This window comes from Legionella genomosp. 1 (assembly GCF_900640215.1).
Classification (GTDB): Bacteria; Pseudomonadota; Gammaproteobacteria; order Legionellales; family Legionellaceae; genus Legionella_C; species Legionella_C quinlivanii_A.
The window spans coordinates 173,299-180,044 of sequence record NZ_CAAAJH010000006.1; the positions used below are offsets into that span (position 1 = coordinate 173,299).

The window sequence follows — 6,746 nt, forward strand, 5'->3', positions numbered from 1 at the left end:
TTTGAACTCCGCTTATAACTGTTTATCAGGAATAGATTATAGCTAACCCTTCACAAGCTTCCCAGTTTAACTGATAATGACTATTTAAATTGCCACTGCTCAGGAGAGGTCATGCTAAGCTTTTTGCTGTTTGTTTTTGTGGTTGTACTGGGTTATTTATCCGGATCTGTCTGTTCGGCTGTTATCGTCAGCCGCATATTCTCCCTCCCTGATCCACGGACAGAAGGCTCGCAAAATCCTGGCGCCACCAATGTGCTTCGGCTGGCCGGAAAAAAATACGCAGTGATTGTTCTGTTATGCGATGTGCTGAAAGGTCTGGTTCCCGTTCTCATTGCAAAAATTTTGCATGCAGGGCCTGCAGCAATCAGCTTTACCTGTCTTGCAGCGGTACTGGGCCATATGTACCCCATTTTCTTTGATTTCAAAGGGGGTAAAGGTGTGGCTACAGCCATTGGCGCTTTTCTTGGCCTGCATTTTGTAATGGGAGTTGTGGTCATCGCCACCTGGCTTTTGGTCGCTAATTTCACCCGCTATTCATCCCTGGCCTCAATCATCGCAATATTGCTTGCCCCCCTTTATGCCTTATTAAGCCTCGGCAATCTGGATACTTTTCCACCGCTCTTTTTTATTGCCTTGTTTGTTTTATATAAGCACCGCGACAATATTACCCGGCTCATTGACGGTGAAGAGCCGAAGCTTCACTTCGGGCGCTCGAATTTAAAAAATATGACCGAGGAAATCCTTACGGAAACCGCTGAATTTACTTCACACGAAGCTGCAGAAGAAGCAGCAAACCAGGCTCCGATGCGTGATAATGTAACGGAACTTCAGCCTAAGAAACCTGCAAAAAAACGAAAACCAAAGCCCACTCCACCCTGAGATGAAGGGATTTCCGGTTGTCTGCAACCGGAAATCCTTTGTAGCAGACTACAAAGGCCAACGCGCTTTCACATTAATAGCAGCATCATTATCCTGACGTCCCGCCAGCAAATGTAAACATCCGGTATAGGCAATCATCGCCCCGTTATCAGTACAAAACTCTAAGGGTGGAAAAAAAACACGTCCACCCAATTGAGCGGTCATGCTCTCTAAACTCTGCCGAAGCTTAAGATTTGCGCCAACTCCACCTGCCACAACCAGCGTATTAGCCTGTGTAGATGCCATTGCCCGCTTGCATTTAATGAGCAGCGTATCGACAATTGCCTGTTGAAAGGCATAGGCAATAGCTGATTTGCTTTCCTCACTTTTATCACTGTTATTCCAGGCGTTTAAAGCATGGGTTTTTAGCCCGCTGAAGCTGAAGTTCAAACCCGGTCTGTCCGTCATTGGCCGTGGAAATGGCGGGAAATTGTTTCGTAAATGAGCGGGACATGCGTCCGCTAATTTTGCCAGCTGCGCCCCGCCAGGATAAGGAATACCCATTAGCTTGGCTGTCTTATCGAAAGCTTCGCCCACCGCATCATCGACACTCTCTCCGAGCAGCCGATACTCATTTAGTTCATTAATTTCAATTAGCTGGGTATGCCCGCCTGAGACAAGCAAGGCAAGAAAAGGAAAGTTCAATTCTTTTGCCTGCATTTTGGCCACTAATATATGCGCTTCAAGATGATGTACAGCCAAAGCCGGAATCTGCAAAGCAAAGGCCAGGGTTTTAGCAAAACAGGCACCCACTAACAAGGCCCCGATGAGGCCCGGGCCGGCAGTGTAGGCGATTGCATCGATCGCAGATTTCTTCAGGCCGCTTTTACACAATACCTCATCAAGCAAGGGAACCAGATGATTAATATGATCCCGCGATGCCAGCTCGGGAACAACTCCACCATATTGTTGATGTAAAGCGATTTGTGAATAAAGCGCGTGAGCCAATAAACCTTTATCGGAGTCATAAAGCGCCACGCCTGTCTCATCACAGGATGATTCGATACCTAAAACCAGCATTAAAAACCTCAAACAATCAGTTGCCGCTACGCGAAACCCAGGGAAAGAAATTGCAATATTAACAAACTTACTTCAAACTGGCATAGAAATTGATTACAATTATTAAACTAAAGTCAATCAATAAACTTGACCTTAAGCGGATCTGGCACTAGAATTGCCAACCTATTGTGTTTAATTATATCAGAGGACTATTTAATGCCCACCGTTCGTGTGAAAGAAGGTGAAAACCCCGAATACGCACTTCGCCGTTTCAAGCGCTCCTGTGAAAAAGCAGGTATCCTGACCGAATTACGCCGTCGTGAATTTTATGAAAAACCCACTGCTGAACGCAAAAGAAAGCAAGCTGCTGCGGTGAAACGTCACCTTAAAAAAATCTCACGCGATACAACTACCCGTCGTGCTATCAAACATCGTCGTAAAAAAACATCATGAGTATTAAAGATCGCATTAGTAATGACCTGAAAGACGCCATGCGTGCCAGGGACAAGCAACAGCTTGAGACCCTGCGGCTCATTACTGCTGCAATCAAACAGGTCGAAGTAGATGAGCGCATCGATGTGGATGATGCACGTTTGTTAGTTATTCTGGATAAACTCGCCAAACAGCGTAAGGAATCCATTAGTCAATTTACCTCTGCTGGAAGAACCGACCTGGTTGCTCAGGAAGAATATGAGCTTGGCATCATCGGCAAATATTTGCCAGAGCCTCTTTCTGACGAAGAAGTTATGACCTTGGTCACGCAAGCAATTGCTGAACTTGGCGCTGAAAAAATGAGTGATATGGGCAAAGTAATGGCGCATTTAAAACCCATGCTGCAAGGCCGTGCCGATATGTCTCAAGTCAGTGCTATCATCAAGGCCAAACTCAGCTAATTTTCCGGGAAACATACCCAACATGTCTGGCTTAATTCCACGGCCATTTATTGATGAGCTCCTGAGCAGAACTGATCTGGTCGAGCTCATCGAACATTATGTTCCCTTAAAAAAGCGCGGCAACAGCTATATCGCCTGCTGTCCATTTCACAATGAAAAAACACCCTCTTTCAATGTCGTAGCAAAAAAACAGTTTTTTCATTGCTTTGGCTGTGGAACCAGCGGAAATGCCATCAGCTTTATGATGTCTTATCTGAATCAAAGCTTTACCGATGCAGTCGAAACACTTGCCGTTCGCTTAGGCATGACTGTTCCAAAAGAGCTTGCGTCGCGCGAGGTCAAACAAGGGCCTAATCTTTACCAGTTACTTGCCAGAGTTACACGGCATTACCAGGCTTTATTGAAAACAGCTCCCGCCGCTGAAGCGGTTAACTATCTGCGTCAGCGCGGATTGACGGGTGAAATCGCTAAACAATTCCAATTAGGATATGCGCCTGGGGACTGGAATGTTCTCGAAAAAAACTTTTTTGCGGATAAAAAAGGGCTAATTGATACCGGCATGCTGATTAAAAAAGACAATGGAAAAACCTATGATCGCTATAGAAACCGTATTATGTTTCCCATTCATGATCGCCAGGGAAAAATTGTCGGCTTCGGCGGAAGAGCAATAAGCCCTGATCAGCAGCCTAAATATTTAAACTCCCCAGAAACGGTACTGTTTCAAAAAAATCGCGAGCTGTATGGGCTGTATCAGGTTTTACAACAGCCTCGTCAGGATCAGATCATTGTTGTAGAAGGCTATCTCGATGTGATTGCCTTGGCTCAGTATGGCATCAATAATGCCGTGGCCGCCCTGGGAACTGCGACCAGTTCCTATCATGTTCAGATGCTCAGCAAATATTGTAAACAGCTCATTTTTTGCTTTGACGGCGATAAAGCGGGGCGTCAGGCGGCCTGGAGAGCACTGGAAAATTCATTACCCCATTTGAATAGCGGTATGGATGTCCGCTTTGTTTTTTTACCTGAAGGACAGGACCCCGACAGTTTTGTGCGTGAGAGAGGCCGCGATAAATTTCTTGAAATTATGCAATCGGCAGTCTCCCTGAATGATTATTTTATTTCAAATCTTTCTGAAAACCTGGATTTGCATAGTATCGCCGGAAAAACACAGTTTATTAACCTGTCCAAACCCTATCTGGCCAATATGCCGGAAGGCACTTATAAGCAACTGTTAATTAATGAGCTTTCACAGATAACCCGTCTTGAAAACCACCGCATTGAGTGGGTGATTACAGAACAGAATAACTCCACCCAACCGGTAAAACCCAAAAAAGGAATCAGCCGCTCTCCCATTCGCCTGGCGATTGCATTGCTAATCCAAAATCCCGAGATCTATTCAGGGGCTCAGCAACAGATTAATCTGCAGCTGCTTGGTGGTAAGGAACAAGAAATTTTGAAACAATTGATTGAGCAAATTGCTGCAAATCCTCAGATAAATACCGCGTCTTTGATCGAACAATGGCGAGAAACCTCCTTTTTTGAATCACTAAATAAGCTGGCTGCCTGGGATCATCAGGTTCCTGAAGAAGCCTTGACCAAAGAGTTCCTTGATATTATTATTTTTTTACAAAAACAGAATAGCGGCAATAAAATTAATGAATTTCTTGAAAAATCCCGAAAAGAAGGCTTAACTCTTTCAGAGCAAATGCAATTGCAAAACTTGTTAAAGCAACGCCATCAAAACAGGCGTGATAAAAATTAACACATTTTTGCTGGCATGTTTTTGACGTGAGGGTTATAATCAAAAACATTTTTGTAGATTCCCCTTCATTATCTGACTAAGTGCCTATGAACATAAATGACCAAGAACAACAACGCTCACAGATCACTAAAGTCATTAGCCTAGGTAAAGATCAAAATTACCTGACTTATGCACAAATAAATGATCTGCTTCCCAATATTGTTGATACCGAACATTTTGACGTCATCATCAGTATGCTGGAGAGCATGAATATTAAAGTCTTCGAGCTCCCGCCGAGCGACGATGAACTAGCTCTTCTTGGTACAACTGAAGAAGCACCGGAGGATGTGGAAGAAGCCGCAGCCGTATTGGCCTCCGTCGACAAGGAAACTGGCCGTACTACCGATCCGGTTCGCATGTACATGCGCGAAATGGGTACAGTTGAACTGCTGACTCGTGAGGGTGAAATCCGCATCGCCAAGCGTATTGAAGAAGGCATATATCAGGTCCTGCGTTCATTGGCGCACTATCCGGAAACGGCACAATTAGTACTTGAAGACTACGATCGCGTACAGCTTGAAGAAATGCGCCTGAGTGAAATCATCAGTGGTTTCGCCGACAGCGAAGAAGAAGCGCCGCCCTCAAGTATTGGTTCCATGTTGGATGAAGGTCAGCAAGAAGAATTACTGGTTGAAGAAGTTAATCTTGATGATGAAGATGAAGACGGCGAAGGCGGAGGCGGTCTTGAAGCAGATGACGGTCCTAATCCTGAAATAGCCAAAGTCTATTTTGACGATCTGCGTGAGAAATACGATTTTGCAATGACGGCTTTACGCGAAAAAGGACGCAGCAACAAACTGACTGTGGAAAAGCTTGACTCAATGGCAGAATCCTTCCTGAAGCTGAAACTGACTTCCCGTCAGGTTGACAAATTGACCCGCCATTTCCGACTGCTGAGAAATCACATTCGTGAATTTGAAAGAAGCATCATGCGTTTGTGTATTGAAAAAGCAAGAATACCGCGCAAGCTGTTTATTGAGACATTCCCAGGTCAGGAAACTGACTTAAACTGGTTACCAGATTTAATCAAGATTCATGGCAGAAAGCTCGATATGGCTCGTCTTGAAGAGTACAACGACGAAATCAAACGCCTGCAGAGCCGACTGGCTGCCTTTGAAGAAGAGTTTGGTTTAACCATTAGTGAAATCAAAGACATTAACAAGAAAATGTCCATCGGAGAGGCCAAAGCCCGCCGTGCTAAAAAAGAAATGGTGGAAGCGAACCTGCGTCTGGTAATTTCAATCGCCAAGAAGTATACCAACCGCGGCTTGCAATTCCTGGACTTAATTCAGGAAGGTAATATTGGTTTGATGAAGGCCGTTGATAAATTTGAATACCGACGCGGTTACAAGTTTTCAACCTATGCCACCTGGTGGATTCGACAGGCAATTACCCGTTCAATCGCAGATCAGGCAAGAACCATCCGTATTCCGGTTCACATGATTGAGACTATCAATAAATTGAATCGAATCTCGCGACAAATCCTGCAGGAAACCGGCAGAGAGGCAACACCTGAAGAGTTGGCAGCTAAAATGGATCTGAGCGAAGATAAAATTCGCAAAGTTCTCAAAATAGCTAAAGAGCCGATATCAATGGAAACCCCGGTAGGTGATGACGACGATTCGCACTTAGGCGACTTCATCGAAGACGTGAATATCGAATCACCGATTGCAAGAGCAACCGCTGAAGGCCTACGAGAAGCGACTCTGGAAATATTGGAAACATTAACCCCCAGAGAAGCCAAGGTCCTGCGCATGCGCTTCGGCATCGAAATGAACACAGACCACACCCTCGAAGAGGTCGGAAAACAATTCGACGTAACTCGCGAGCGTATCCGCCAGATCGAAGCCAAAGCCCTACGCAAACTCCGCCACCCTTCCCGCTCAGAAAAATTGAGAAGCTTCCTGGAAGGCGACGACGATTAAACCCAGGAGCCCCAGGGCTCCTGAAAAAGTTCAAAAAAAAGTGGTGTTACACAAAATTTAAGATTACAATAACACCTTCTCTACGGGCCTATAGCTCAGTTGGTCAGAGCAGCGGACTCATAATCCGTTGGTCCTAGGTTCAAGTCCTAGTGGGCCCACCAATTAAAACCTTTAAAATCAATAACCTACGTTGATTACCTGTTTCAATCC

Annotated in this window: 6 protein-coding genes and 1 tRNA gene; 6 read left to right on the plus strand and 1 reads right to left on the minus strand. The window is 45.1% G+C overall.

Features of this window, described 5'->3' with window-relative positions:
* Positions 1–111 precede the first annotated feature (111 nt).
* Positions 112–879, plus strand: coding sequence for a glycerol-3-phosphate 1-O-acyltransferase PlsY (gene plsY / locus E1O89_RS08215; RefSeq protein ID WP_133139748.1), 768 nt, complete (start codon positions 112–114; stop codon positions 877–879).
* A gap of 48 nt (positions 880–927) precedes the next feature.
* Here plsY and tsaD read toward each other — a convergent pair whose 3' ends face one another.
* Positions 928–1,938 carry a tRNA (adenosine(37)-N6)-threonylcarbamoyltransferase complex transferase subunit TsaD gene (tsaD, locus tag E1O89_RS08220; protein ID WP_133139749.1) on the minus strand — a complete coding sequence of 337 codons (1,011 nt, stop codon included), beginning with the start codon at positions 1,936–1,938 and terminating at the stop codon, positions 928–930.
* Between the two features lie 195 nt (positions 1,939–2,133).
* Here tsaD and rpsU point away from each other — a divergent pair, with 195 nt between their 5' ends.
* The 5 genes from rpsU (at position 2,134) to E1O89_RS08245 (ending at position 6,697) form a co-directional block, all read left to right on the plus strand.
* Positions 2,134–2,370: a 30S ribosomal protein S21 gene (gene rpsU, locus E1O89_RS08225; RefSeq protein WP_058508433.1), complete on the plus strand. Its 237-nt coding sequence runs from the start codon at positions 2,134–2,136 to the stop codon at positions 2,368–2,370.
* Positions 2,367–2,810 carry a GatB/YqeY domain-containing protein gene (locus E1O89_RS08230; protein WP_058508434.1) on the plus strand — a complete coding sequence of 148 codons (444 nt, stop codon included), beginning with the start codon at positions 2,367–2,369 and terminating at the stop codon, positions 2,808–2,810. Before rpsU ends, E1O89_RS08230 begins: the two co-directional genes overlap by 4 nt.
* 22 nt (positions 2,811–2,832) lie before the next feature.
* Positions 2,833–4,572 (plus strand): DNA primase, encoded by a 1,740-nt coding sequence (gene dnaG, locus E1O89_RS08235; protein ID WP_133139750.1) that lies wholly within the window; start codon positions 2,833–2,835, stop codon positions 4,570–4,572.
* Positions 4,573–4,658: 86 nt separating this feature from the next.
* Positions 4,659–6,536, plus strand: coding sequence for an RNA polymerase sigma factor RpoD (gene rpoD / locus E1O89_RS08240; RefSeq protein ID WP_133139751.1), 1,878 nt, complete (start codon positions 4,659–4,661; stop codon positions 6,534–6,536).
* A gap of 84 nt (positions 6,537–6,620) precedes the next feature.
* Positions 6,621–6,697: transfer RNA gene (locus tag E1O89_RS08245), tRNA-Ile, on the plus strand.
* The last annotated feature ends 49 nt before the right edge of the window (positions 6,698–6,746 follow it).